Below are 24379 nucleotides of genomic sequence, written 5' to 3'. Positions count from 1 at the left end.
ATGAACAGACGCAGCACCAAGCGACTGCTCGCAGGCGCAGCGGCCGTCGGGCTCGCGGTCGCAGCACTCAGCGGCTGTAGTGCGAGTTCCGGCGACAGCGGAGACGGGAAGGTCACGCTCACGTGGTGGCACAACGGCAACCAGGATCCCCTGAAGGGGCTGTGGGAGGACGTGGCCGCAGAGTTCGAGGAGGCGAATCCGAACGTCACGGTCGAGGTCACCGGCTACCAGAACGAGGATCTGCAGAAGACCCTCATCCCGAACGCCCTGCGCTCGAACGACCCGCCCGACCTGTTCCAGGCCTGGGGCGGCGGCGAGCTGAAGGATCAGGTCGCTGCCGGATACGTCAAGGACATCTCCGACGACGTGACGGATGAGCTCGACGCGATCGGCCCGACCGTCAGCGGCTGGCAGATCGACGGCGCCACCTACGCCCTCCCCTTCAGCTACGGCATCGAGGGCTTCTGGTACAACAAGGACCTGTTCGCGCAGGCCGGGATCACGGCACCTCCGACGACCCTCGACGAGCTGAACGACGACGTGGCGAAGCTCAAGTCGGCCGGCATCGTTCCCATCTCCGTGGGCGCCGGCGACAAGTGGCCCGCCGCCCACTGGTGGTACAACTTCGCCCTGAAGGACTGCTCCCCCGAGACGCTCACGAAGGCGCAGTCCACCCACGACTTCAGCGACTCCTGCTTCACCACCGCCGGCGAGGACCTCGAGACGTTCCTCGAGACGGAGCCGTTCAACGAGGGCTTCCTGGCCACCCCCGCCCAGCAGGGCGCGGGCAGCTCGGCCGGTCTCCTCGCCAGCGGCAAGGTCGCCATGGAGCTCATGGGTCACTGGGAGCCCGGCGTGATCGGCGGACTCACCGACGACAAGAAGGTGCCGGAGTTCCTCGGCTGGTTCAACTTCCCGGGCATCGAGGGCGCCGCAGGCGACCCGACGGCAGCCCTCGGAGGCGGCGACGGCTTCGCGTGCTCCCAGCAGGCGCCGCCCGAGTGCGTCGAGCTGTTGAAGTACATCATGAGCCCCGACGTGCAGAAGCGCTTCGGCGAGTCCGGAGCCGGCATCCCGACGGTCGCGGATGCAGCTGACAGCGTGGTCGACCCCAACCTGCAGATGGTGCTGGAGGGCAAGCAGAACGCGTCGTACGTTCAGCTGTGGCTCGACACCGCCTACGGAGCGACCGTCGGAGGCGCCATGAACGACGGCATCGTGAACCTGTTCGCAGGCAAGGGAAGCCCGAAGGACATCGTCACCGGCATGCAGGACGCCGCAGCGACGGAGTAGTCGACACCACATGACACTCACACGCACCGAAACGGTCGGGTCCGCGGTCTCCGCGGGCCCGACCCCGGCGGGACGGTCGGCTCGACCGTCCCGCGCCCGCCGCCGCAAGCACCTCGAGATCGCCCTCTTCGTCGGTCCGGCCACCATCGTCTACGTCGGCTTCGTCCTCGTTCCCGTGGTCCTCGCCGCCGTCTACAGCCTCTACAAGTGGAACGGCTTCGGGCCGCTCACCGACTTCAACTTCCCCGACAACTACATCCGGGCCCTCACCGACCCGGTCTTCGTCGGCGCCATCGGCCACAACCTGTTCATCGTCGTGCTGTCCCTGGTGATCCAGGGGCCCGTGGCCATCGGACTCGCCCTGCTCCTCAATCGGCGGATGCGCGGCCGCACGCTGCTGCGCGTCGTCATCTTCATCCCCTACGTGCTCAGCGAGGTCATCGCCGGACTGTCGTGGAAGCTGCTCCTGCAGCCCGACGGCCCGTTCGACGCCTTCCTGTCCGCGATCGGCCTGGGCGGCATGTCCAAGCTCTGGCTGGCCGACTCCGACGTCGTGCTCTGGACCATGTTCTGGATCCTGACGTGGAAGTACATCGGCTTCGCCATCATCCTCTTCCTCGCCGGCCTCCAGGGCGTGCCCGAGGAGCTCAGCGAGGCCGCGGCCATCGACGGCGCGAGCTGGTGGCAGATTCAGCGCCACATCACCATTCCGCTGCTCGGGCCCACCATCCGGATCTGGGCGTTCCTGTCGATCATCGGCTCCCTCCAGCTCTTCGACATGATCTGGGTCGTCACCGGCGGCGGTCCAGCCGGAGCCACGGCGACCATGGCCACCTACATGGTGCAGTTCGGATTCCAGCGCAACCAGCTCGGCTTCGGCAGCGCCGTCGCGGTGATCCTCTTCATCGTGTCCCTCATCTTCGCCCTCGTGTACCAGCGGTTCGTGCTCAGACGCGACCTCGCCGGTTCCCTCACCCAAGGAGTGGGTTGATCATGACCACGCCCACCATCGCGGCGCCGACCACAGCCGGCCAGCCCGAACCATCCGCCGGTCCCGTCCCCGGAGTCCGTCGCGGCTTCGACTGGGGCCAGCCCTTCGTCTACCTCATCGCACTGATCATCGTCGGCATCACGATCGCGCCCGTCGCCTACATCTGGATCGGCGGCTTCCGGACCACGCCGCAGATCAACGCGGATCCGTCTGCCTGGCCCGACCCGTGGGTGCTCACCAGCTACGCCTCCGTCATCACGTCTCCGACGTTCTGGCTCCAGGTGGGCAACAGCACCATCACGGCGCTGGCGACCACCATCGGCGTGGTCATCCTCGGCGTCATGGCGGCCTTCGTCATCGCGCGGTACGAGTTCAAGGGCCGCGACGCCATCTACTCGATGTTCACGGCCGGCCTGCTGTTCCCCATCACCGTGGCGATCCTGCCGCTCTACCTGATGCTCAAGAACATCGGCCTGCTCGGCACTCTCGCCGGCGTTTTCGTGCCGCAGATCGCCTTCGCGCTGCCGACGACGATCATCATCCTGGTGCCGTTCCTCCGGGCCATCCCAGCCGAGCTGGAGGATGCCGCCGCCATCGACGGCACCAGCCGCTTCGGCTTCTTCTGGCGCATCCTGCTGCCGCTGTCGGGCCCCGGCCTCGTCACCGTCGGCGTGCTCGCCTTCGTCGGCAGCTGGAACGCCTACCTGTTGCCTCTGCTCATGCTGAGCGATGCCTCGACCTACACGCTGCCTCTCGGAGTGCAGCAGTTCTCGACGCAGTACTCGCAGGACACGGCGGCGGTGCTGGCGTTCACCTCGCTCGCGATGCTGCCCGCCATCCTGTTCTTCACCCTCGCCCAACGCCGCATCGTCGGCGGCCTCACCGGGGCGGTGAAGGGATGACCGCGCCCGAGAGAGTGCATCTGGTGACGGATGCGGCTCCGACTGATGCCGCCTGGCAGGACACAGCCCGCCCGATCGGCGAGCGCGTCGACGCGCTCATCGACGCCATGACGGTGTCGGAGAAGGTGGCCCAGCTCTACGGGATCTGGGTCGGCGCCTCGGCCGAGGGCGGCGATGTCGCCCCGCACCAGCACGACATGGAGGAACTCGTCGACCTCGACGCCCTCCTCCCGTCGGGCCTCGGCCAGCTGACCCGTCCGTTCGGCACGGCACCGGTGGATCCGGCGCTCGGCGCCCTGTCGCTGCTGCGCACCCAGGAACGCATCATCCGCGAGAGCCGCTTCGGCATCCCGGCGATGGCGCACGAGGAGTGCCTCGCCGGGTTCGCCGCCTGGGGAGCCACGGCCTATCCGGTTCCCCTGAGCTGGGGTGCCGCCTTCGATCCCGATCTGGTCGAGCGGATGGCGGCACGCATCGGAGCCGACATGAGCGGCCTCGGCGTGCACCAGGGACTCGCCCCGGTACTCGACGTCGTGCGCGACGCCCGCTGGGGCCGCGTCGAGGAGACCATCGGCGAGGATCCGTACCTCATCGGTACCGTGGCCTCCGCCTACATCCGCGGCCTCGAGTCCGAGGGTGTCGTGGCCACCCTCAAGCACTTCGTCGGCTACTCGGCGTCGAAGGCCGGACGCAACCTCGCCCCGGTCTCCGTCGGTCGACGCGAGCTCGCCGACGTGCTGCTGCCGCCCTTCGAGATGGCCGTGCGGGAGTCGGGGGTTCGCAGCGTGATGAACGCGTACACCGACATCGACGGGGTGCCGACCGCGGCCGACGGGTCGCTGCTGACCGAGCTGCTCCGCGACACGTGGGGGTTCGACGGGACTGTCGTGGCCGACTACTTCGCCATCGGCTTCCTGCACCTGCTGCACGGAGTCGCCGGGGACTGGACGGATGCCGCCGCCCAGGCTCTCGAGGCCGGCATCGACGTCGAGCTGCCGACGGTCAAGGCGTTCTCGGGGCGGTTCGTCGCGGCGATCGAGGACGGCCGCGTCGACGAGTCGCTCGTCGACAGGGCTCTGCGCCGGGTGCTCCGTCAGAAGGCGGAGTTCGGCATGCTCGATGCCGACTACTCCCCCGTGCCTGCTGCCCTGCTCGGTCGTGACCTCGACTCGGGCTCCGAGCTGCGCGGCAGCGTCGACCTCGACTCGGCGGAGAACCGCGAGATCGCGCGTGCTCTCGCCGAGCAGGCCGTCGTGCTGCTGCGCAATGACGGGCTGCTCCCCCTGGGGGCGGCATCCGACGCTCCGAAGCACATCGCCGTGATTGGCCCGAATGCCGACGATCCCTACGCCGTGCTCGGGTGCTACTCGTTCCCGGCCCATGTGGGCGTGAAGCACCCCGAGGTGCCGATCGGCATCGAGCTGCCCACGCTGCTCGAGTCGATCCGGGCCGAGTTCCCGGCGTCGACGGTGCACTTCGTTCGCGGCACCACGGTCGACGGCGGCGAGACGGAAGCGATTCCCGATGCCGTCGCCGCCGCTCGGGCTGCCGATGTCGTCGTGCTCGCGCTCGGCGACCGCGCCGGCCTCTTCGGCCGGGGCACCAGCGGCGAGGGCTGCGACGCCGAGAGCCTCGCGCTTCCCGGGGCGCAGCAGGCGCTGCTCGACGCCGTACTCGAGGTCGGCACCCCGACTGTCGTGACGCTGCTGGCCGGGCGGCCCTACGCCCTCGGATCGGCGACGGATGCGGCATCCGCGATCGTGCAGACGTTCTTCCTCGGCGAGGAGGGCACCCCCGCGATCGCCGGAGTGCTGAGCGGGCGGGTGAACCCCAGCGGCCGCCTGCCGGTCTCGGTGCCCGCGCATCCCGGAGCACAGCCGTCGACGTACCTGGCGTCTCCGCTCGCCGGTGCGAGCGAGGTGTCGAACATCGACCCCGCCTCCGCATTCCCGTTCGGGCATGGACTCGGATACACCGCGTTCGCGTGGGGTGATGCCTCCGCGAGCGCCTCATCACTCGGCACCGACGGCCACGTCGAGGTCTCCGTGACAGTCGAGAACGTCGGGTTGCGCTCGGGTGTCGAGGTCGTGCAGCTCTATCTGCACGATCCGGTGGCCAGCGTCGTACGCCCGGTTCAGCGGCTGGTCGGATACGCGCGGCTGCCGCTCGAGCCCGGGGCATCCGTTCGCGTCGTCTTCGACGTGCCGGCCGACCTGGCGAGCTTCACCGGCCGGGACGGCCGGCGCATCGTCGAGCCCGGCGAGATCGTGCTCGGGTTGGCCCGATCCAGCGGCGACATCGTCGTCGCACAGTCGGTGCAGCTCACGGGCGCGACGCGCGTCGTCGACCACACCCGGGAACTGCACGCGCGCGTGCGTCTCGAGCCGGTCGACTGATGGATCTCGTCTCCCCGGGTCGCGGCGACCTTCCGCACCGACTCGGGGAGGTCGTGGTCACAGTGCATGACCAGTCCGGCCGGCCGCTGCCGGATGCCGACGTGGTCGTGCAGCAGAGGGACCATGCCTTCGCCTTCGGCAACATCGGCTTCGACTTCGTCGATCACGCGAACGGTTCCGGGTCGGCGGGCGACGCCGAGCTCGCCGCCCTCTGGCTCGACCTCTTCAACACCGCCACGCTCCCCTTCTACTGGGGAGGCTTCGAGCCCGAGCCCGGCAGCCCGGACACCCGGCGCCTCGCCGCGACGGCGCAGTGGTTCGCCGACCGCGGTGTGGCGCTGAAGGGGCATCCGCTGGTCTGGCACACAGTGCAGCCGCGCTGGCTCCTCGACCACGACGTCGACGCCATCGAGCGGCTGCAGCGGCAACGCATCCGCCGGGAGGTGGGCGACTTCGCCGGCCTGATCGACACCTGGGACGCGATCAACGAGGTCGTCATCATGCCGGTGTTCGACAAGGAGGACAACGGCATCACCAGGCTGGCACGCGAGCGCGGACGCATCGCGATGGTGCGGCTGGCCTTCGAGGAGGCGCTGGCGACGAACCCGACAGCCACCCTGCTGATCAACGACTTCGACCTGTCGAGCGCCTACGAGTGCCTGCTCGAGGGGCTGCTCGAAGCGGGCATCCCGATCTCGGCGATCGGGCTGCAGACGCACATGCACCAGGGCTACTGGGGCGAGGACGCGATGCTCGCGATGGTCGATCGCTTCGCCCGCTACGGCCTGCCCCTGCACCTGACCGAGACGTCGCTGGTGTCCGGCGAACTCATGCCGGGCCACATCGTCGATCTGAACGACTACCAGGTGCCCAGCTGGCCATCGACGCCCGACGGCGAGGCCCGACAGGCCGACGAACTCGCTCGGCACTACCGCTCGCTCGTCGCGCACCCGTCGGTCGAGGCGATCACCTACTGGGGCATCACCGACCGCGACGCCTGGTTGGGCGCGCCGATCGGGTTGGTGCGGGCCGACGGCTCCCGGAAGCCCGCCTACGACGCCCTGCACGCCCTGGTGAAGGGCGAGTGGTGGGTGCCGCCGACGACGGTGCGAACGGATGCCGTGGGTCGCTTCAGGCTGCGCGGCTTCGTCGGCGACTACGACGTCTCGGCTTCACCTACCTCCAGGAGGCCGGACCCCGTCCGTCTGGTGGCCGGGCTCGCGTCATCGGTGACCGTCACCCTGTGATGGCCGGGAAGCCGGCCCGCCGCCGCATCACTGCCGCAGCGAGACCGGGCCGATGACGATGCTCAGCGGGGTGCGCACCCAGCGCTCCCCGGTCTCGCGGAGCTCGGCCCGCGTCGAGAACCTGTACAGGTACGTTCGTGCCCGCACGTGGCGCGGGGCATCCGACCCGAACGGCGCCCGGCGCAGCAGCCTCAGGGTGGGTCGATCGGCGAGCAGCAGCTTCTCGAGCAGGCGGTGGAACCAGTCCTCGTGCACACTGCCGAGGGGCAGGAACCACATCAGCCAGTCCAGGCGCAGGTGGTACGGAGCCCACTGGCGTGGGATGCGCCGCACGTCGCCCGGCTTGCCCTTGAATTCGTACTCCCTCCATTCGGCCGTGCGCGGGTCGTCGTCCAGGGTGGCCTCGATCACCACCTCGACCCGCTGGCGCGTGACCGTGCCGAAGGCCCCGTAGGCGTTGGCCAGCTGCCAGCGATTGAAGCTCGCGTTCATCAGCTGCCTCCGAGCGAACAGGTTCCTCAGCGGCCACCAGCTCAGCACGACCAGAACGGCGGTCGCCAGCCCGACGATGCTTATCCACCAGGGTGGCGAAGCGGCGGCATCCGCACCCAGGTCCACCGGAACGAACGGCAGGACGGCATGCACGACCGGATCGCTGATGCGCGCGCAGGCCAGCACGATCGTGATCCAGTTCAGCCACGCGAAATTGCCCGTGATGACGAGCCAGAGCTGCGTGAGGATGACGATGACCGCGGCGACGGATGCGATCGGCTGCGGCGCGAAGAGGAGGAACGGCACGACGAGCTGCCCGACATGATTGCCCACGACCTCCGCCCTGTGCACCCACTTCGGCAGCAGGTGCGCCTGCCGGCTGAGCGGCCCGGGCATCGGCTGGGTCTCGTGGTGGTAGTACAGCGCGGTGAGGTCACGCCACTCGCTGCCCCCACGGATCTTGATCATGCCCGCCCCGAACTCGAGCCTGAACACCAGCCAGGCGATGAGCAGGATGATCCAGGTCGGCGGCGGCACCTCGTTCGAGCCGAGGAACCCGACGGTGAATCCGGCCTCGAGCAGCAGCATCTCCCAGCCGAAGCCGTAGAAGGTCTGCCCCACGGTCACGATCGACATGTACGACAGCCAGAGCACCAGGAACACGAGGAGCGGAACCCAGGCCGGGCCCGATTGGGGGAGCCCCAGCACCACGGATGCCGCCAGCAGCATCCCGAGCCAGCAGACGACGGCCAACAACCGATCGGAGTAGCGCCAGCGGAACAGCGAGAAGCCCCGATGTCTGGCCGGTACGCGCCTCAGGACCTCGACGAAGTCGGGAACCGGGAGCAGGCCGTGCTCGCCGAGCAGCACCCGGAACTGGTTCAGGCTCGACAGGAACGCGACGAGATAGAGCGCCGCGACACCACGCTGCAGCACCTCTCGAGCGAACTCGTAATCCGGAGCGTCGAACCAGCCCACGCCGCCACGCTACCGCCGCAGCGACGCTCGCGCAGGGGGCTTGCGCACCCTGCGCGAGCGACCGATCAGAACAGGAGCAGCAGCGGGAACGGGTTGCTGACCGAACTCGCAGCCGAGCCCACCCCGCTGAACTCAGCCCGCACGATGTGGATTCCCGAGCGGAGCGGCGGCAGAGTGATCGTGGCTGAGCCGTTCGCCTTCAGGGCGACGGGCGCTCCCGCCGTCTTCCCGTTGATGCTCAGCTGCACTGTGCCCCCGGCCACGGACTCGCTGGAGGAGACCTTCACCGTCGCCTTCGTGGTCTGCCAGGAGAAGGCGAGCAGACGCGACAACGACAGGGTCGTGGCCGACGGCGCCTTCGGAGTCACGGCGGCCGAGGTCGCCGTGGCCGAGGTCATGCCCTCCTTCGCGGCTGTGACCACGACGGTCAGAGCGGAACCGGCATCTGTCTTCCGCACGGTGTAGACGGCCTTCGTCGCGCCGACGACGTCGACGCCGTCGACCTGCCACTGGTAGCTGAAGCTCAGCCCCTCGGTGTCCCAGGTTCCCGGTGTCGCGGTGAGCCTGCTCCCCACGAGCGCGGTGCCGCTGATCGCCGGAGCGACGGTGTTCACCGGCGAGACCGGAGGCGCCACAGCGCCGGCCACCAGCTGTCCGACGCCCCACCGCGCCGTGGACTGGTAGCCGACGCCCGACGGGTCCGCCCAGTTGCGGATGGAGGTGCGTGCCCCGGCCGCCGCATCGTTCACCTGGAAGTCCAGGCCGTGCACGGTGTCGATGCCGCCGTACTCGAGCAGGCTCACCGCGGCCTCGACGACGTAGCCGCCGTCGGCGAGCGCCGTGGCACTCTGCACCCGGTTCGCCTGGAAGGCCTCGTCGCCGGTGCCGAACGACACGGCGTTGGCCGCGCTGATGCGGATCTGCGTGTCGTCGTAGCGGTAGGTGCCGTTCTTAGCGTTGCCGGGATCGACGTAGATCTCGACCGAGTCCTGGATCCACGGGTCGGATCCCGACACGTCGACGACGGGGTCGGCCACCTCGGCCAGAACGTACAGCGTCTGGTCGCGCCAGAGCGTTCGCACCGTCGCGGTGGCACCCGAGGTTCCCACCACCTGCTTGTCCGTGGTCACCGCGTTCGCGTCGGTCCAGGCATCGTCGATCTCGCCATCGATGGTCGGTGCGGATGCCGCCTGCACGACCTCGAGGAACGACAGCGGCTCCAGCAGGGTGATGGTGCCGACGGCGCCCGGCGAGTTCCAGCCGGCGGCGGCGTTCCCCTCGTCGAGGATGCGCACGTCGAAGCTGTGGGTCTCCCCCTGTGCGGCGGTGATCGGAATCTGGACCACCGCCTCGTAACCGCCGGAGCGGGGCGTGAAGACGCCGTCCATGTCGCCGATCCCATCGGTGAAGATGCGCCGGACACCGCCATCGACCTCGAACTCGAGTCCGTCGTTCTCAGCCGGTGTGGCGTCGTCGACGTTCACGTAGACCGTGAGGTGGTCGGCCGCCCAACGGAGCTGGAACGAGCCTCGGTCCTCGATCGGGAGCAGCGGCAGGCGGTCCCACTCGGGAGACGACGTCGCCTCGCCGGTGAGCGGAACGTCGCCCTGGAACACGTTCGCCGTGCGCACGCGCGGCGCCAGGTCGCCGTCGACGATGCCGTCGTAGGCCGGCTTGGCCTGCAGCCCGTCGTCGAACACCAACGGTGCGCCGGAGCTCGCTCGCCAGCTGCGGCCGTCAGTCAGTCCCCACACGGTCACGGAGAAGAGGTCGTCGGCGTGCTCCCTGAAGGAGCGGAAGGCGTCGCGATAGTAGTAGCCCTGCTCGATGAGGTTCGCCTGGGTCACCGGCGTGCCCGTCGTGACGTCGAGCTCCGTCACGGCCTGCGTGACGGGGAGGTCCTCGAAGGCGACGAGAGCCTCACCGAGGGTGCTCGCCGGGAGCGACAGGCTCACGTGGAACTGGTGGCCGACACCGTCGACGGGCACACCGCGCTCGAGGAGGCGCTGCACGAGAGCGTGGTAGCGGGCCTGCTTTCCCGCCTGCTCCGAGTTGTAGTCGTTGATGAACAGCGTCACCGGATGCTCGACGCCCTCCGCCGCATACTCGCCGTTGAAGGCCTCGTTCGCGTACTGGAAGGCCAGGTCGATGAACTGCTCGCCGAGGATGCGGTACCACTCGCTGCGTCGCAGTCCGTCGGCCGAGTCCGCGGCATCCGACACCACCTCGTTCACGACGTCGAACGCGTACAGCGGGTTGGTATCGCTGCCGAAGGCCCCGTAGGTGTCGCTGAGGTGCTGCGCGACGCTGAAGATGTGCGTGCGCATCCTGTCCTTCAACACCTGCTGGTCGGCGGCGCCGGTGGTGAGCGGTGCGCCCCCGTCGCCCTGGAAGAACCAGGCCGGTGTCTGGCTGTGCCACACGAGCGTGTGCCCGTAGACGTTCAGGTCGTTGTCGCGGGCGAACGACATGAGGGTGTCGGCCTCGGCGTTGGAGGTGAAGACGCCGTTCGCGTCGTACCAGGCCTCCGGCTTCATGTAGTTCTCGCTGGTGACCTGGTCGAAGTGCTTGAGCAGGAGCTCGGATGCCGCCCCGGTGGTCTCGCGACTGTCGATGGCGACGCCGACCGGGAAGTCGACGGTGTCCTTGATCGGCAGCAGGTCCTGCACCTGAGACGGTTCGGGAACGCTCACGACGATGTCGTCGACGTACAGGTCGGAGATGTTGGTGCCGTTGTAGTCGGTCTCGAAGTACAGCAGCGCCGAGTCGGCCGCGCCCATCTGGAAGGTGGCCGTCACCTCGGTCCAGCCGTCGTTCGCGACCGAGGCGAACTGCGCGAGGGTCGAGTAGCTGGTGGAGCCGTCGACCGTGCGCGCCATGCTCAGCCAGACGTCATCGGTCGGCTGCCCGTCTCCGAAGCGCACCCAGGCCGTGAGGTCGTAGGTGGTTCCGGTCTGCAGGATCCCGCTGATGTCACGGCCGATCCCGCTTCCCTGCGAGGTGCGTTCAGTGACGGATGCCGAGAACTCGCCCTCGTGTGCGGCGGCATCCGTCGTCTCCACGATCGGAGCTCCGGAACCGCTGTCGCGCGGCCCCCAGCCGTCGAGGCCGTCCTCGAAGTCGGTGTCGATGACGTTCTCGCCGCCGGATGCCGCAGGGGCGCCGACGGGGAGGCTGAAGGTCCAGCCATCGGCGAGGCGCTCGGAGACCACGGTCTTCACGGCCGCGAGAGTGCCGGCGCGGTCGCCGCCGCCGTCGTGCGCGAGCACGACCTGTCCGGGCTTCATCGCGGCCCGCAGGTTCGTGGTGAGGGTGTCGACGTCCTGCGTCTCCCAGTCGTTGATCGTGTTGACGACGCCGAGCGGTTGCATGCCGAGAGCGACCGCCACCGCGGCGGTCTGGCCCCAGGAGCCGTTCGGGGCCCGGAAGAACGGCACCTTCGCGTCGGGGTCGCCGAGTGCGGTGCGGATGGTGGCGAGGTTCGCCTTCATCCGCTCCTCCGCGGCCGCTGCGGACAGGCCGCCCATGTCGTCGTAGCTCGTGGAGTGGTTGCAGAGGGTGTGTCCTTCGGCGACGATCCGCTTCAGCAGCTCGGCTCCGCCCGGAGCGGTGATGTTCTGGCCGATCACGCAGAACGTCGCGTGCAGCTCGTTGGCCTTCAGGTAGTCGAGCAACGCCGGCGTCGTGCCCGGGTTCGGGCCGTCGTCGAAGGTGAGCGCGGCCACGTCGCCGCTGCCCTGGGCGAGCGTCACCGGGGTGGCGACGGGGTTCGGGGCACCGCCGGGGATGAAGTCGGGATCGGGGTCTGGGCCGGGGTCGGCATCCGTCGTCGTCACGAGGATGTCGTCCACGAGGTAGCTGTACGGCGCCGCCGGAGCGAGGTCTGCCGTGCCGATGTAGACCTGGAGCGCTGCGGGGTCGGCGTCGGCCGGCACGGTGTACTCGCCGCTGACGGTGGTCCAGGCATCCGCCGTCATGGTGGTGTTGCCGATCCAGGTGTAGGCGGGCTTCATGACGAGGCGCACTCCGACGCTTCCGGGAACGCCGGGTGCGAGGCGCGCCCTCATGCTGAACGCGTAGGTGGCTCCCGGCTCGAAGATGCCCGTGGGGCTCTGCAGGCCCACGTAGTCGGCAGCCCGGTCGGTGATCTGGGCGACCTTGCCGGCAGCGTCGTCGACGACGCTCACGGTTCCGGCGCCTCCCCCGCTCTGCGTCCAGCTGCCCGTGGTGCCGTCTTCGAAATCGACGGAACTCACGGTGACGGGTGCGGCGGATGCCGGTGAGATCGGCCCGACCACCATCCCGGCCGTGGCCAGTGCGATGACGATGGCTCCGAATGTGCGACGTTGCATCAGAAGCGCCCCTTTGCGCTGGGAGATATGTGGAGATTGCCAACATATGCGCCAGCCCTGAAAGGGGGTCAGGTCGTTATCGAAACGTTACGAAATTATGCCGATAGTTTCGAGACGCCACGGGTGTGCGCGAGCGGGTAGCTCAGCGAGCGGGTTGGGCGGGCGGCGCGGTGCTCTCGCGCACCACGAGGTTGGTCGCCAGGTCGATGCGCGGAGTCCCCGTGAACGTCTCGGTGCTCATCCGGATGGCGATGCGCGTCGCCTCTTCGGCCATGCGCCGCAGCGGCTGGTGGATGGTCGTGAGCCTCGGACTCACCCACTGCACCAGCGGGATGTCGTCGTAACCGACGATCGACAGGTCCTCGGGAACGCGCAGGCCGCGCGATCGAGCAACCTCGAGCACGCCGAGCGCCTGCAGGTCGCTGCCGGCGAAGATGGCCGTGGGCGGGTTCTCCAGCGAGAGCAGCTCGGCGGCGTGGGAGCGTCCGCCCGTCACGTGGAAGTCGCCGAAGCGCACCCAGTCGGGGTCGACGTCGAGCCCGGCGGAATTCATGGCCGAGCGGTAGCCGTCGACCCGGGCCAGGGAGCACATCATGTCCTCGGGTCCGGTGATGGTGGCGATGCGCGTGTGCCCGAGCTCGATGAGGTGGCGGGTGGCGAGGAGCCCTCCCGACCAGTTCGCCGATCCGACGGACGGCACGTCGGGCGACGGGTCTCCGGCCGGGTCGATGATGACGAAGGGGATGGCGCGCGACTGCAGCCGCTCGCGGTACTCGGGTGCGAGGCCGGAGAAAACGAGCACGACGGCGACGGGTCGGCGACGCATGACGCCCTCGACCCAGGCCGGGTCGGGCGCGTGCCTGCTGCCGCTCTCGGTGAGCACCACCGACAGGCCGTGCTCCTTGGCGACGGCTTCGACGCCGGTGATGATCTCCATCGACCAGACGCTCTCGAGTTCATGGAAGACCAACTCGATGAGGTCGGCCTTCGCGGCCGTTCCGGCGCCGCGGCGGGCATAGCCGCGCTGCGCCAGCAACTCCTCCACGCGCAACCGGGTGGCAGCAGCGACATCGGCCCGCCCGTTGAGCACCTTCGAGATCGTCGACAGCGAGACACCGGCCTCCTCGGCGACGGAGGCGAGGGTGACGCGATCATCGGTGTGGGCTGTCGTCATGTTTCGATCATAGTTTTCGAAACTATCGGCGTGGTTGCATTGCGGCATCCGTCGCTATACGTTGTTCTTAACAACAATTCCGTTCATCGAGGAGCAGGAACATGACCACCCCCACTCGCGCCGACAAGTTCTCCTTCGGCCTCTGGACCATCGGCTACAACGGCACCGATCCCTTCGGCGGCCCAACCCGCAACCCGCTCGACGTGGTGCATGCCGTCGAGAAGCTCTCGGAGCTCGGCGCCTACGGCCTCACCTTCCACGATGACGACCTGTTCGCCTTCGGGTCGACGGATGCCGAGCGCCAGACCCAGATCGACCGTCTCAAGCAGGTGCTCGCCGACACCGGCCTGATCGTGCCGATGGTCACCACGAACCTGTTCAGCGCTCCGGTCTTCAAGGACGGCGGCTTCACCTCGAACGACCGCGCCGTGCGTCGCTTCGCGCTCCGCAAGGTGCTGCGCAACCTCGACCTGGCCGCGGAGCTGGGTGCCAAGACCTTCGTCATGTGGGGCGGCCGCGAGGGCGCCGAGTACGACTCGGCCAAGGACATCCGCTCGGCCCTCGAGCGCTACCGCGAGGCCGTGAACCTGCTCGGCGACTATGTCACCGACAAGGGCTACGACATCCGTTTCGCCATCGAGCCCAAGCCGAACGAGCCGCGCGGCGACATCCTGCTGCCGACCCTGGGTCACGCCCTCGCCTTCATCAGCTCCCTCGAGCGCCCCGAGCTCGTGGGCCTCAACCCCGAGGTCGGGCACGAGCAGATGGCCGGCCTCAACTTCGCCGCCGGCATCGCCCAGGCGCTGTACCACGACAAGCTGTTCCACATCGACCTGAACGGCCAGCGCGGCATCAAGTACGACCAGGACCTCGTGTTCGGCCACGGCGACCTGCACAACGCCTTCGCGCTCGTGGACCTGCTCGAGAACGGCGGCCCCAACGGCGGCCCGTCCTACGAGGGCCCGCGCCACTTCGACTACAAGCCGAGTCGCACCGAGGACGAGAACGGCGTCTGGGACTCGGCCGCAGCCAACATGCGCACCTACCTGCTGCTGAAGGAGCGTGCCGCGGCCTTCCGCGCCGACCCCGAGGTGCAGGAGGCGCTGGCCGCCGCCCGCGTTCCCGAGCTCGCCCAGCCCACCCTCGGCGCCGGCGAGAGCTACGACGACCTGCTGGCCGACCGCGCCTCCTACGAGGACTTCGACGCCGACGCCTACCTCGGCGGCAAGGGCTTCGGCTTCGTGCGGCTGCAGCAGCTGGCAACCGAGCACCTGCTGGGCGCCCGCTAGCGCCCGCTAGCGTCCGCTGGCGTTCGCTGGCGTTCGCTGGCGTTCGCTGCCGTTCGCTGCCGTCCGCACGATTCAGGCTGGTCTCTGCCCGGCAGGCTCGATTCGCCGAATCGAGCCTGCTCGAGGCGGTCCGGCCTGAATCGTGCACACCGTCCCTGAAAGAGTGAACCCATGACTCTCGTCGCCGGCGTCGACTCCTCGACGCAGTCCTGCAAGGTCGTCATCCGCGACGCCACCACCGGAGCGCTCGTGCGCTCGGGCAGGGCGCCGCATCCCGATGGCACCGAGGTCGACCCCACCGCCTGGTGGGGCGCCCTCTTGTCGGCGTTCAGCGATGCCGGCGGGTTCGACGGGGTCGAGGCCATCTCGATCGGAGGCCAGCAGCACGGGATGGTCGTGCTCGACGCCGACGGGCGGGTCATCCGCGACGCTCTGCTCTGGAACGACACCCGCTCGGCGCAGGCCGCCCTCGACCTCATCGCCGAGGTCGGCGCCGAGGAGTACGCCCGACGCACCGGCGTCGTCCCCGTCGCCTCGTTCACGGCCACCAAGCTGCGCTGGCTGCGGGATGCCGAACCGGAGGCCGCCGCTCGCGTCGCGGCGGTCGCGCTCCCCCACGACTGGCTCACCTGGCGGCTACGCGGCTTCGGGCCCGTCGGCGAGTCGCCGCTCGGGCCCGTGCTCGAGGAACTGACGACGGACAGGTCGGATGCCAGCGGCACCGCATACTGGAGCGCCACGACGGGCGACTACGACCGCGAGCTGTTCGTGCGTGCGCTCGGCCACGACGCCGTGCTCCCCCGGGTTCTCGGCCCTTCCGACCGCGCAGGCCAGACACCCGACGGCATCGTCGTGGGCGCCGGCGCCGGCGACAACGCCGCTGCCGCCCTCGGCCTCGACGCCCAGCCCGGCGATGTCGTCGTCTCGATCGGCACGTCGGGCACGGTGTTCGCTGTGACGGATGCCCCGACCGCAGACGCCTCGGGCACCGTCGCGGGCTTCGCCGACGCGAGCGGCAACGCCCTCCCCCTGATCGCCACGCTGAACGCTGCGCGCGTGCTCGATGCCGTCGCGGGAGTGCTGGGCGTCTCTCACGCCGAACTCGGCCGCCTGGCGCTCGAGGCCGAGCCTGCGGCATCCGGGGCCGTGCTCGTTCCCTATTTCGAGGGCGAGCGCACCCCCAACCTGCCCGACGCCACGGCGACCTTCTCGGGACTCACCCTGGCCAGCACGACGCGGCCGACTCTCGCGCGCGCGGCCATCGAGGGCATGCTGTGCGGACTCGCCGACGGGCTGGATGCCGTTCGGGGCCAGGGCGTGACGGCGACCCGGCTGCTGCTCATCGGCGGCGCCGCCCAGAACCCTGCGGTGCGCGCCGTCGCGGCCCAGGTGTTCGACGTGCCCGTCGTGGTGCCGGCCGCCGGCGAATACGTGGCGGATGGCGCCGCCCGCCAGGCCGCGTGGGCTCTGACGGGGTCGCGCCCGACGTGGGCGCTGGCGATCGAGGCGGAGGTGCCGCTCGACACGCGCCCGGTCATCCGGGAGCAGTACGCCGCAGCTGCTGCTCGCTAGACCCGGACGCAGTCCGCGGCCGAAGCGCCGCGACCCCTCAGCGAGCGCGTGCCACGAGACCGTTGAGCAGCGCGGCGGCCGTGGCGGCGTCGTCCACGGTGACCACGATGGGGCCGCCGGAGGACCGCTCCACCTGGATCGCCGGGCCCGACGCGAGCACCACCCCGCGGCGCCCTCGAGAGTCGAACCGCATGCCCCACCCGCCGAACTCGGCGACCGGGTCGACCTCGACCGACGCTGCGGAGACGACGTCGGCGAGCCTCACGCGCAGCATCCGGAATCCGAGCAGCGATCGCACGACCAGTCCCGATGAGTCGACGGTGACTCGGGCGACCAGCACCAGCGCGATCAGCGCGGCGAGGAGGATCAGCAGCGCGCTGGACCACCACATCTCCGGGTCGAGGAAGACCGGCACGAGTCCCAGCGCGCCGACCGCCACGGGTACGGCGAGGACCTGGCGCGGCGCCGAGACCGTCCGCGTCCAGACCGCTCGCTCGCCGGGCTCGAGAGTGACCGCGGGTTCCGGGGTCGGGGTCGGCGGGTTAGATCCACGAGAGGGGAGAGCGAGCCAGGTCAGAACGCCCGTGACGGCGGCGGCAGCTGCAGCGGCGAGGAAGACCCAGAAGACATCGCCCGCCTCGGTGGCGTCATCGAGGTCGACCTGCAATCCGAGTGATCCGGCGATGATCACGCTCAGCAGCACGGCGAACACGGGCGAGAACACCACGGTCAGGCGCACCGATGCCGGCTCAGCTCCGCGAGCGACGGCGCGCACGGCCGTGTAGGTCATGAGCCCCGAGAACACCACGCCGATGGCGGCGAGCAGGCCGATGGCCGCCCACGGACTGCCGAAGCCGTCGGGCTCGCCGCTCGGACCCCAGTGCGTGGCCACCGGATCGGGCAGGCGCGGCAGCCAGGCGATCATCAGGGCGACGGATGCCGCGATCACGACGAGCGGAAGCACGAGACCCACGAGCACGATGACGCGGCGCTCGGAGCGCTTCTCCCTGTCGACGGCGGCCGCCGACGCGGAGGCGAGGTTGCGGGGGCTGGGGTTGCCGGGGTTGCCGGGGTTGCTGGGGTTGCCGGGGTTGCTCATCGACTGAGCTCCTCTCTGACCAGGGCGATCACAGTGTCCGAGGCGAGGCCGCGCGAACGAGCCTCGCTGCCGAGTTCGGCGATGATCCGCTGCACGACCCCGAGGTCGGGGCCGCCGATGACGACGGCGCCGCGACCTCGACGCAGCTCGATGAGCCCCTCCTCGCGCAGCTCCTGATAGGCGCGCAGCACCGTATGGAGGTTGATGTCGAGTGAGGTCGCGAGCTCCCGCGCCGACGGCAGGCGGTCGCCGGCGGCCAGCCGTGCTCCGAGGATCTCGGAGCGCACCGCACGCACGATCTGCTCGAAGAGCGGAACGGCCGAGGCCGGATCGATGCGGATGATCATGAGTCCAGCTTATTCTATTTTCAATAGAACAACTAGCGCCCAACTAGTCCGCGGCCGAAGCGCCCTCAGTGAGGCGCTCGCCCCGAGGTGGGGTCGGCGCCGAGGGCCGCTCCCACGCGCCATACGCGGCAGCCGAGCACGACGATCACGATCGCGGGCACGATGATCCAGACCGCGTTCGGTGCGATCACGATGGCGAGGAAGCCCTTCGCGTCTCCGGAGTCGAGCACGTGCCTGGTGTACTCGAGGTTGCTGCAGATCTCGACGCCGAAGTAGAGCACGGTCTTCCAGAAGGTGGCGACACTCACGATGAGGCCGATCACCACCCCGCTCCACCGACGCCGATACACGAGCGCGATGATGAGCACCGCCGCCTCGACGATGTTCAGCCAGCTCTGCGCGCTGCCGAAGGCGTCGAAGGCCGCGTAGCGATGGTCGTACTCGGCGTAGAGGTGGTGCCCCGGCCAGAACCAGCCGAGGGTGTTGCCGGCATCCGACAGCGGCTCCGTCAAGACGAACAGCGCGTCGTAGATCTGGATGACGCAGGAGATGAGGAACCACACGGCGATCCAGCGTGGCAGCCCACCGGCGAGTTGCACCGCGGACGGGGTGCCGCTGGCGGATGGCGCTGATGTCGGGGCTGCAGACGTCTCGGTCATGCCGAGATTATGGCGCTGCGAGCCATCCGAGCAACAGACCGCGCGTGGAATCGGCTCTCACACCGTGAGCTGCCGCGCCAGCCTCGCACCGGCATCCCGCAGCCACCGGGACGGATGAGCGCGCGCCGCTGCGCTGTCGCCGGCGAGGTCGGTGAGCGAGACGGCTGCCGAGAACACGGCGGCGTCTCCCTCGATCGCTCCGGCCACCAGGGCGACGGCGATCGGCGGCCGGTCACCGAGCGAGCTCGAGGCCGAGCCGGCGGCATCCAGCACGTACGACGGCACCTTGCCCGCCAGCGATTGGGAGTCGAACCGGCCTTCGCCCGTGATGACGACGGATGCCCCCGCCAGCGCGGCGGGCAACCCCAGTGCCGCCCCCACCGCCGCAGCGCCTGGGGCGATGGTCGCGCCCCAGGCGAGCAGGCCGAATCCGGTGCCGCCTGCGGCACCGGCGCCCGGAGTCGCGGCATCCGCTCGCACGGGCAGGTCGGAGACCGCCACCTCGGAGGCCCAGCGAGCCAGACCCAGCTCGAGCCCCTCGACCTGCGACGGGGTCGCCCCCTTCTGCGGACCGAACACGGCGGCAGCGCCGCGCTCCCCCAGCAGCGGATTGTCGACGTCGCTGAGAATGACGGCGCCGCCAGCGGGCAGCGGGCGCAGACCGGAGGCCTCGATCGCCGCCAGGTGAGCGAGGCCGCGGTTGCCGACGCGGATCGGGCGCCCGGCCGCGTCGCTCAGGTCGAGGCCGAGCGCGGCGAGGGCGCCGGCTCCGCCATCCGTCGACGAACTGCCGCCGAGGGCGAGGAGCAGGCGATCGACGCCGGCATCGAGGGCAGCGGCGATGGCCTGGCCGAAGCCGAAGCTGTGGGCATCGAACGGCAGCAGGGGATCGAGGAGCGTGATGCCCGAGGTGCTCGCGAGCTCGACGACTCCTGTGGGCCCGTGCCCGCCTGCCGCGGGCAGCCACAACCACGAGGCCTCGACGGCGCGCCCATCGGGTCCGTCGACGACCACCGGCATGCGGCGGGACCCGGCCACGGCGAGCTCGAAGGCGTCGAGCGTGCCCTCGCCGCCATCGGCCATCGGCACGAGCCGCAGTTCGTCGGCCGGGCGCACGGTGGCCCAGCCGTCGGAGAGGGCGCGGGCGGCATCCGCGGCACCGAGTGTGCCCTTGAAGGAGTCGGGGGCGATGACGATGACGGCCACGAGGTCAATCCTCCCGGCCGTCGGCGCCGGCCTGAGCCGGCATGCGTAGCAGCACGTATCCGAACGGCTCGAGCGTGACCTGATCGACGGATGCCCCCGTCAGCAGGTCCACACCCGACACCGCGGCGCGCGCGGTCTGGCTGCCGTGGTTGATGAGCGTCAGCACGTCGCCGCGGCGAGCGACCTCGACGGTCTCGGGCAGGCCGGACAGCAGCGGCTCGACGCCGGCGCCGGCGAACACCTCGCCGAGCACCGTGGCTGCTCCTGTGGCATCCGTCACCGTCGCCAGATAGTAGGCACGACCTGCGGCGTCGCCACCGGCGCCATGAGCCTTGACCGTGAGCGCCGGCCGTCCATCCGACCGTCCGCCGATGAACCGGCCGAGCACCTCGGCATCCGTCACCCCGATCTCCTCGGCGAGCAGGGTGCCGGTGAACACTCCGGCAGCGGTCTCGACCTCGACGAAGCGCTCCCCGGGCTCCGACTCGGGCGCACCGGGGGCGACGAGAGCGCCGAAGTCCTCGACGCGCACGCCCAGCACCGGGCCGAGTTGGGTGAGGTAGCCGCCGTCACGGAAGCGATCGCACTCGTCGACCACGTCGGAGAACGCCGTGACGAGCAGGTGTCCGCCACGGGCGACGAAGTCGGTGAGGTTGGCAGCTCCGGATGCCGCCAGCAGGTAGAGCTGCGGGGCGATGACCACGCGATACCCGGTCAGATCGCTGGTGGGCTGCACGATGTCCACCTGGACGTGCTGCCGGTGCGCGGCCGCATACCAGGTCTGCACGTGCGCGAGGTGGTCGAGCACGACGGGGTGGTCGGGATTCTCGATCGCCCACCAGTTCTCCCAGTCGAGAACGAGGGCGACGCGGGCGTCGCGCGAGCCCGCCGGAAGCCCGCCACCCGCCGCCGGCTGCGCCGCGAGTCTCGCCAAGGCCGCCAGCTCCGCCCCGAGCGCCACCACCTCGCGCCAGGTGCGGGTGTCGGTTCCGGCCTGCGGCAGCATCGCCGAGTGGAACTTCTCGGCACCGGCCCTCGACTGCCGCCACTGGAAGAACATGATGCCGTCGGCACCGCGCGCCACGGCCTGCATACTGAGCGCGGCCATCTGACCCGGTGCCTTGGGCGCGTTGCTCGGCCGCCAGTTGAGCGCGCTGGTCGCCTGCTCCATCAGCAGCCACGGCACCTCGGGCTTCAACGAGCGCATGAGGTCGCGCGCGAACGCCGCTGCTCGGAAGCTCTCCTGGTCGTTCGGATCGGGGTAGCAGTCGTCGGTGATCACGTCGAGGTGCTGCGCCCACTGCGGATAGTTCACGGGCTTGAACGGCCCCATGAAGTTGGTGGTGATCGGCTGCGTCGCCCCGGCGGCGCGGATGATGTCGCGCTCCATCAGGTAGCACTCCAGCAGCATGTCGCTGGTGAAGCGATGGAAGTCGAGGAGCTGCCCGGGGTTCAACGAGTAGGGCGCGGTCCGTGGCGGCAGGATCTGGTCGAACGATCCGTAGCGCTGCGACCAGAAGTCGGTGCCCCAGGCCGCGTTGAGCTGCCCGACGTCTCCGTACCGCTCGGCGAGCCAGCGGCGGAAGGCATCGCGGGCGGCATCCGAGTAGTCCGCGTGGACGTGGCAGCCGTACTCGTTGTTGACATGCCAGAGCACGACGGCCGGATGCCGCCCGTAGCGCTCGGCGAGACGGGTGACGAGCTCCGCGGCCAGCCGGCGGTACACGGGTGAGGACGGAGCGTAGGCCTGCCGCGATCCCGGCCCGAGCACGACGCCGTCGGCCGTGCGCGGCAGCATCTCGGGATAGGCGGCCATGGCCCAGGGCGGCGGGGACGCCGTGGCGGTGGCGAGGTCCACGGCGATGCCCCCGGCGTGCAGGAGCTCGATCACCCGGTCGAGCCACCCGAAGTCGAACTCGCCCTCGGCCGGCTGGAGGCGGGACCACGAGAAGATGCCCAGGCTCACCATCGTGACGCCGGCCTCGCTCATCCGTGCGACGTCGTCGGGCCAGATCTCCTCGGGCCACTGCTCGGGGTTGTAGTCGCCGCCGTAGTGCATCGAAAGCCTCTCGTCTGCCTGAACTGGGTTCCTCCGCGGCATTCAGCTCCGTGCGGGAAAACGCATTCCGTTCATCCTATTCGCGGAGGCCACCCTCGAGAAAACGCCAGGCCTCGTGCTGCATCGCGGCGTCGAACACGTGCCCCTTCTGGTGGAAGGAGCCGGTGTAGAGCGGCATCCGTTCGGTCAGCATGGCATGGGCCGCACGCATTCCGGCGACGTCGAAGAGGTGATCCTGCAGGCAGTACTGCGTCAGCATCCGCTGACCGTCGACGGCACCGGCGATGTCCGGCCAGTCGGTCACCGTCGACAGCCCCGGCGTGAGCAGCAGCCAGGAGTGCTGGTCGATGCGGTCGGGCACGAGGGCGGTGAAGGTCGTCATCATGCAGCTGACCACCACGGCGCTCACCTCGGGAGCCTCCGCCGCGAGCAGGTGGGCCCGGGCGCCGCCGCCCGAGAAGCCGAACACCCCGAGCCGGGTGGAATCGACACGATCGGATGCCGCCAGCACGGCGAGCGCCTGCAGGTCGTCGTGCAGCACGGTGCCGGCGATGCTGGTGCCGAGCAGCCCGGCCGCCTTGGCGACGCGGTGCTCGACCTGCACGGAGCGCCGGTCGGCGGCGGCGGACTCGGCCGAGGAGTCGGCCGCGCTCTCGGTTCCGGATGCAGCCCGCGGTCGATCCGCCGCGAACCGCCGACTCCCCCAGAGGAACGCGTCATGCACGAGCACGGCGAACCCGCGACGAGCCAGCTCTCCCGCCGGCGCGAGGCCCTCGTGATACTGCGCCCGGAAGGCGCGGCTCCCCTCCGGATCGACGGATGCCGCCCCGAGGTCGAGCAGCTGCTCGGCGCCGACGACCTTCTGCCCGCCGTGAGCGTGCAGCGCGAGTACGCCGGGCAGCCTCTCGGAGGCGATCGCACTGGCTTCGGCGCCCTCGGCCGCGACCGGTGCCACCAGCCATCCCGTCGCCTCCGGGCCGAAGCTCGAGTCCCAGCGCAGCTCGGTGTACTCGAGCCCGTCGCGCTCGAAGCGACCGACGATACGCACCTCCGGAGGAGCCGACGGGCGCACCAGCCCGAGCGCCGCCGCCAGCCGCGACTCCCCCGTCGATCGCTCGGCCCGGGCGTCGGCGACATACGCCGGCCAGTCCTCGTAGCCGTCGAGCACGCCGCTCATGATCGCCCAGCTCCAGTCTCGGCTCCAGCTCCGGCTCCGGCTCCGGCAGCGGGCGAGATGACGGTCCGCACCGGCCCCGAACTCGCCCGCACCCGCAGCTCCGGGCGCAGCATCACGTCACCCTCCGGCTCCTCCCCCGCGAAGCGCGCGGCCAGCCTCCTCCACGCCAGCTCCCCGAGCTCACCCACGGGAACCGCCGCCGTCGTGAGGGCCGGCGTCGTGAAGGCCGCGAACGGGATGTCGTCGAAGCCCACGACAGACACCTCGGCGGGCACGGCGATGCCCTGCGCGGCGAGCGAAGCCAGCACTCCCATGGCCACGAGGTCGTTGAAGGCCACCACGCCGGTCGCCCCGCTCTCGACGACGACGGATGCCGCGGCCGCGCCGTCGCCGAAGGTGGCGCCGGCCTCCACCGTGAGCACCTCGACATCGGGTCTCGCCAGCGCGAAGTCGGCGAGGCCGGCTCGGCGAGCGGCATCCGAGGCACTCGACGGCGACCCGGCCGCGTAGACCAGGCGCCGATGCCCGAGCGTTGCGAGGTGCTCGAGCAGCTCGACGATGCCGACGCGGTAGTCGGCCGAGACGCCGGGGATACCCGGAACCTCGCGGTTGATCACGACGACGGGATCGAGCGCGGCGACCGCGGCGATCAACACGTCGGACGCCATGCGCGGCGAGCACAGCACGACGGCGTCGCAGCGCTGCCGGGTCTCGCGCACGATGGCCTCCTCGGCGGCGGCGTCTTCGGACGTGTCGGCCACCAGCACCCTGTAGCCATCGCGCGCCGCCGCGAGAGTGACCCCGCGCAGCATGCCCTGGAAGGTGGGGTTGGCGAGGTCGGGAACGACCACGGCGATGGTCTGGGTGCGCCCGAGAACGAGGCTGCGGGCGAGGGGGTTGGGCCGATAGCCGAGGCTCGAGGCCGCGGTGCGCACCCTCTCGGCCAGGGCGGCGTCGACGCCGGCGCGGCCGTTCATCACGCGCGACACCGTCGACGCCGAGACCCCGGCCGCACGCGCGACGTCGTCGATGCCGGTGGTGCCTGTCGTGCGTCCCACGCTTCTCCCGTCGAGCGTCACATCGGTCGATCGAGATCCAACCTAGCCCTAGAAATCGTTTTCTCTCGGGTGTTAGCCTATGGGAAAG

The 24379-nt window shown here is 70.0% G+C and carries 17 protein-coding genes; 7 read left to right on the top strand and 10 right to left on the bottom strand.

Annotated features, from left to right (window positions below):
- The 5 genes from E4M00_RS12615 to E4M00_RS12595 are packed head-to-tail and all read left to right on the top strand — an operon-like array spanning position 1 to position 6829.
- On the top strand, positions 1-1293 hold the full coding sequence (locus E4M00_RS12615; RefSeq protein ID WP_135120859.1) for an extracellular solute-binding protein: 1293 nt from the start codon (positions 1-3) through the stop codon (positions 1291-1293).
- 10 nt (positions 1294-1303) lie between these two features.
- Positions 1304-2284 (top strand): carbohydrate ABC transporter permease, encoded by a 981-nt coding sequence (locus tag E4M00_RS12610; RefSeq protein WP_135120858.1) that lies wholly within the window; start codon positions 1304-1306, stop codon positions 2282-2284.
- 2 nt (positions 2285-2286) lie between these two features.
- Positions 2287-3186 carry a carbohydrate ABC transporter permease gene (locus E4M00_RS12605; protein WP_135120857.1) on the top strand — a complete coding sequence of 300 codons (900 nt, stop codon included), beginning with the start codon at positions 2287-2289 and terminating at the stop codon, positions 3184-3186.
- Entirely contained in the window at positions 3183-5582 is a 2400-nt protein-coding gene (locus E4M00_RS12600) for a beta-xylosidase/alpha-l-arabinosidase (protein ID WP_135120856.1), read from the top strand. The genes E4M00_RS12605 and E4M00_RS12600 overlap by 4 nt, the downstream gene beginning before the upstream one ends.
- A complete protein-coding gene (locus E4M00_RS12595; RefSeq protein ID WP_135120855.1) occupies positions 5582-6829 on the top strand; it encodes an endo-1,4-beta-xylanase in 1248 nt (415 codons plus the stop codon). Before E4M00_RS12600 ends, E4M00_RS12595 begins: the two co-directional genes overlap by 1 nt.
- Positions 6830-6856: 27 nt before the next feature.
- On the opposite strand, the gene E4M00_RS12590 is transcribed toward E4M00_RS12595, so the two are convergent.
- The 3 genes from E4M00_RS12590 to E4M00_RS12580 form a co-directional block, all read right to left on the bottom strand.
- Entirely contained in the window at positions 6857-8299 is a 1443-nt protein-coding gene (locus tag E4M00_RS12590) for a lipase maturation factor family protein (RefSeq protein WP_135120854.1), read from the bottom strand.
- Positions 8300-8364: 65 nt separating this feature from the next.
- A complete protein-coding gene (locus tag E4M00_RS12585) occupies positions 8365-12651 on the bottom strand; it encodes an endo-1,4-beta-xylanase (protein WP_135120853.1) in 4287 nt (1428 codons plus the stop codon).
- Between the two features lie 142 nt (positions 12652-12793).
- Positions 12794-13825 carry a LacI family DNA-binding transcriptional regulator gene (locus tag E4M00_RS12580; RefSeq protein ID WP_135120852.1) on the bottom strand — a complete coding sequence of 344 codons (1032 nt, stop codon included), beginning with the start codon at positions 13823-13825 and terminating at the stop codon, positions 12794-12796.
- 101 nt (positions 13826-13926) lie between these two features.
- Between E4M00_RS12580 and xylA the strand changes: the two genes are divergently transcribed.
- Positions 13927-15114, top strand: a complete 1188-nt coding sequence (xylA, locus tag E4M00_RS12575) for a xylose isomerase (RefSeq protein WP_135120851.1) — start codon at positions 13927-13929, stop codon at positions 15112-15114.
- 171 nt (positions 15115-15285) lie between these two features.
- A complete protein-coding gene (xylB, locus tag E4M00_RS12570; protein ID WP_135120850.1) occupies positions 15286-16686 on the top strand; it encodes a xylulokinase in 1401 nt (466 codons plus the stop codon).
- 37 nt (positions 16687-16723) lie between these two features.
- On the opposite strand, the gene E4M00_RS12565 is transcribed toward xylB, so the two are convergent.
- The 7 genes from E4M00_RS12565 to E4M00_RS12535 all read right to left on the bottom strand — a co-directional run bounded on the left by E4M00_RS12565 (position 16724) and on the right by E4M00_RS12535 (position 24291).
- Entirely contained in the window at positions 16724-17785 is a 1062-nt protein-coding gene (locus tag E4M00_RS12565; RefSeq protein WP_135120849.1) for a DUF1648 domain-containing protein, read from the bottom strand.
- The gene (locus tag E4M00_RS12560) at positions 17782-18132 is read right to left on the bottom strand and encodes a GntR family transcriptional regulator (RefSeq protein ID WP_135120848.1); all 351 of its coding nucleotides are present in this window, start codon (positions 18130-18132) and stop codon (positions 17782-17784) included. The genes E4M00_RS12565 and E4M00_RS12560 overlap by 4 nt, the downstream gene beginning before the upstream one ends.
- Positions 18133-18197: 65 nt before the next feature.
- Positions 18198-18791, bottom strand: coding sequence for a hypothetical protein (locus E4M00_RS12555; protein WP_135120847.1), 594 nt, complete (start codon positions 18789-18791; stop codon positions 18198-18200).
- 57 nt (positions 18792-18848) lie between these two features.
- Positions 18849-19997, bottom strand: coding sequence for a glycerate kinase (locus E4M00_RS12550; RefSeq protein WP_135120846.1), 1149 nt, complete (start codon positions 19995-19997; stop codon positions 18849-18851).
- A gap of 4 nt (positions 19998-20001) precedes the next feature.
- Entirely contained in the window at positions 20002-22056 is a 2055-nt protein-coding gene (locus E4M00_RS12545; RefSeq protein WP_135120845.1) for a beta-galactosidase, read from the bottom strand.
- Between the two features lie 76 nt (positions 22057-22132).
- Positions 22133-23233 carry an alpha/beta hydrolase family protein gene (locus E4M00_RS12540; protein WP_135120844.1) on the bottom strand — a complete coding sequence of 367 codons (1101 nt, stop codon included), beginning with the start codon at positions 23231-23233 and terminating at the stop codon, positions 22133-22135.
- Positions 23230-24291, bottom strand: coding sequence for a LacI family DNA-binding transcriptional regulator (locus E4M00_RS12535; RefSeq protein WP_135120843.1), 1062 nt, complete (start codon positions 24289-24291; stop codon positions 23230-23232). The genes E4M00_RS12540 and E4M00_RS12535 overlap by 4 nt, the downstream gene beginning before the upstream one ends.
- Positions 24292-24379 lie beyond the last annotated feature (88 nt).

Source organism: Orlajensenia leifsoniae (assembly GCF_004570845.1).
GTDB classification, from domain to species: Bacteria; Actinomycetota; Actinomycetes; order Actinomycetales; family Microbacteriaceae; genus Orlajensenia; species Orlajensenia leifsoniae.
The sequence above is the reverse complement of the archived record's forward strand: the minus strand, read 5'-3'. Positions and strand labels throughout refer to the sequence as shown.

Coding starts and splice junctions, on each gene's coding strand:
- E4M00_RS12615 (WP_135120859.1), top strand. CDS start 1: ATGAACAGACGCAGCACCAAGCGACTGCTCGCAGGCGCAGCGGCCGTC.
- E4M00_RS12610 (WP_135120858.1), top strand. CDS start 1,304: ATGACACTCACACGCACCGAAACGGTCGGGTCCGCGGTCTCCGCGGGC.
- E4M00_RS12605 (WP_135120857.1), top strand. CDS start 2,287: ATGACCACGCCCACCATCGCGGCGCCGACCACAGCCGGCCAGCCCGAA.
- E4M00_RS12600 (WP_135120856.1), top strand. CDS start 3,183: ATGACCGCGCCCGAGAGAGTGCATCTGGTGACGGATGCGGCTCCGACT.
- E4M00_RS12595 (WP_135120855.1), top strand. CDS start 5,582: ATGGATCTCGTCTCCCCGGGTCGCGGCGACCTTCCGCACCGACTCGGG.
- E4M00_RS12585 (WP_135120853.1), bottom strand. CDS start 12,651: ATGCAACGTCGCACATTCGGAGCCATCGTCATCGCACTGGCCACGGCC.
- E4M00_RS12580 (WP_135120852.1), bottom strand. CDS start 13,825: ATGACGACAGCCCACACCGATGATCGCGTCACCCTCGCCTCCGTCGCC.
- xylA (WP_135120851.1), top strand. CDS start 13,927: ATGACCACCCCCACTCGCGCCGACAAGTTCTCCTTCGGCCTCTGGACC.
- xylB (WP_135120850.1), top strand. CDS start 15,286: ATGACTCTCGTCGCCGGCGTCGACTCCTCGACGCAGTCCTGCAAGGTC.
- E4M00_RS12565 (WP_135120849.1), bottom strand. CDS start 17,785: ATGAGCAACCCCGGCAACCCCAGCAACCCCGGCAACCCCGGCAACCCC.
- E4M00_RS12560 (WP_135120848.1), bottom strand. CDS start 18,132: ATGATCATCCGCATCGATCCGGCCTCGGCCGTTCCGCTCTTCGAGCAG.
- E4M00_RS12555 (WP_135120847.1), bottom strand. CDS start 18,791: ATGACCGAGACGTCTGCAGCCCCGACATCAGCGCCATCCGCCAGCGGC.
- E4M00_RS12545 (WP_135120845.1), bottom strand. CDS start 22,056: ATGCACTACGGCGGCGACTACAACCCCGAGCAGTGGCCCGAGGAGATC.
- E4M00_RS12540 (WP_135120844.1), bottom strand. CDS start 23,233: ATGAGCGGCGTGCTCGACGGCTACGAGGACTGGCCGGCGTATGTCGCC.